Origin of the sequence: Methylosinus sp. (assembly GCF_036560965.1) — a bacterium.
Taxonomy (GTDB): domain Bacteria; phylum Pseudomonadota; class Alphaproteobacteria; order Rhizobiales; family Beijerinckiaceae; genus Methylosinus.
This window is the reverse complement of sequence record NZ_DATBQF010000013.1, coordinates 1-1,736: the sequence shown is the minus strand read 5'-3', so window position 1 is coordinate 1,736 and position 1,736 is coordinate 1. Positions and strand designations below refer to the sequence as shown.

At 65.3% G+C, this 1,736-nt stretch carries 1 protein-coding gene and 1 pseudogene; both read left to right on the top strand.

Going from position 1 to position 1,736, the window contains the following annotated elements; genetic code table 11:
• Window positions 1-1,075: polyphosphate kinase 1 (gene ppk1, locus VIF40_RS03475; RefSeq protein WP_331936130.1), on the top strand; the 1,075-nt coding region annotated here is incomplete at its 5' end.
• Window positions 1,068-1,736, top strand: a pseudogene (locus tag VIF40_RS03470) (exopolyphosphatase); the annotation flags it as partial. The gene ppk1 and the pseudogene VIF40_RS03470, both read left to right, overlap by 8 nt.

Below are 1,736 nucleotides of genomic sequence, written 5' to 3'. Positions count from 1 at the left end.
GTATTTGCAGCAGGCGGCGCGCGACCCCAATGTCGTGGCGATCAAGCAGACGCTCTATCGCACCTCGGCCAACAGCCCCATCGTGCGCGCGCTGGTCGAGGCGGCCGAGGCGGGCAAGTCGGTGACGGCGCTCGTCGAGCTTAAGGCCCGCTTCGACGAGGAAGCCAATATTCGCTGGGCGCGCGATCTCGAACGCGCCGGCGCGCAGGTGGTGTTCGGCTTCCTCGAACTCAAGACGCACGGCAAATTATCGATGGTGGTGCGGCGCGAGGGGGCCGGACTCGCCACCTACTGCCATATCGGCACCGGCAATTATCATCCGGTCACGGCCCGCATTTACACCGATATTTCGCTGTTCACGGCGGATGCGGCGATCGGCCGCGACGTGTCGCGCATCTTCAACTACATCACCGGCTACGCCGAGCCGGCGGGGCTCGAGCGCATGTCGGTGTCGCCGATCTCGCTCAAGAAGAAGTTGCTCGAACACATCGACCAGGAGATCGCCTTCGCCAAGACCGGCAAGCCGGCGACGATCTGGGGCAAATGCAACGCGCTGGTCGATCCCGAAATCATCGACGCGTTCTATCTGGCGTCGCAGGCCGGCGTTTCGATCGAACTCGTCGTTCGCGGCATATGCTGCCTGCGGCCCGGCGTTCCCGGCCTTTCCGAAAACATCCGCGTGAAATCCATCGTCGGGCGTTTTCTCGAACATGCGCGCGTTTATGCGTTTGGCGGCGGCTACGCGCTGCCGCATCCGCGCGCGTCCTTGTATATTTCCTCGGCCGATCTGATGCCGCGCAATCTCGATCGGCGCGTCGAGACATTGATGCCGATCACCAATCAGACCGTGCATCAGCAGGTGCTCGATCAGATCATGATGGCCAATCTCATCGACAACGAGCAGAGCTATCGGGTCTTGCCGGACGGCTCGTCCTCGCGCATAACGCCACCGCCAGGCGAGGAGCGATTCAACGCCCACAAATACTTCATGACGAACCCGAGCCTTTCCGGGCGCGGCAAGTCTCTCAAGGAGTGGCGCCCGCGCTCCCTGCTCAAGCGCCGGGAAAATGACTGAGGCCACGACCATTAGCGATCTGTCCCGCGTAGCATTCGGCGACCACGGCAAGCCCGTCGCCATTGTCGACATCGGCTCCAATTCAGTGCGCCTCGTCGCCTATCAAGGGTTGTCGCGCGCGCTGACGCCGATCTTCAACGAAAAGGCGATGTGCGCGCTCGGCAAGGGCGTCGTCACCAGCGGCCGACTCGCCGAGGATGGCGTCGACAAGGCGTTGAGGGCGCTGCGCCGCTTTCGCGCGCTGTGCGAGACGATGGAGATCGACGACATAACCGTGATCGCCACGGCCGCCGCGCGCGACGCGGCGAACGGCCCGGCATTTCTGGACGCGGCGCGCGCGGCGATCGGCCGCGAAATCGTCTTGCTCTCCGGCCGGCGCGAGGCGGAGTTGTCCGCGCTCGGAGTCATTTCGGCCATTCACGCGCCCGATGGCGTGGTCGGCGATCTCGGCGGCGGCTCGCTCGAACTCATTGACGTCGTCGGCGGCGTTTGCGGCGATGGCGTGACCCTGCCGCTCGGCGGCCTCGCCCTGATGGACGCCTCGAAACGTTCGACGCGAGACGCCAGCCGCATCGCGCGCAAGGCGCTCGCCGATACGAGGCCGCTCGCCGAATTGCGCGGGCGCGCCTTCTACGCCGTCGGCGGCACCTGGCGCGCGCTC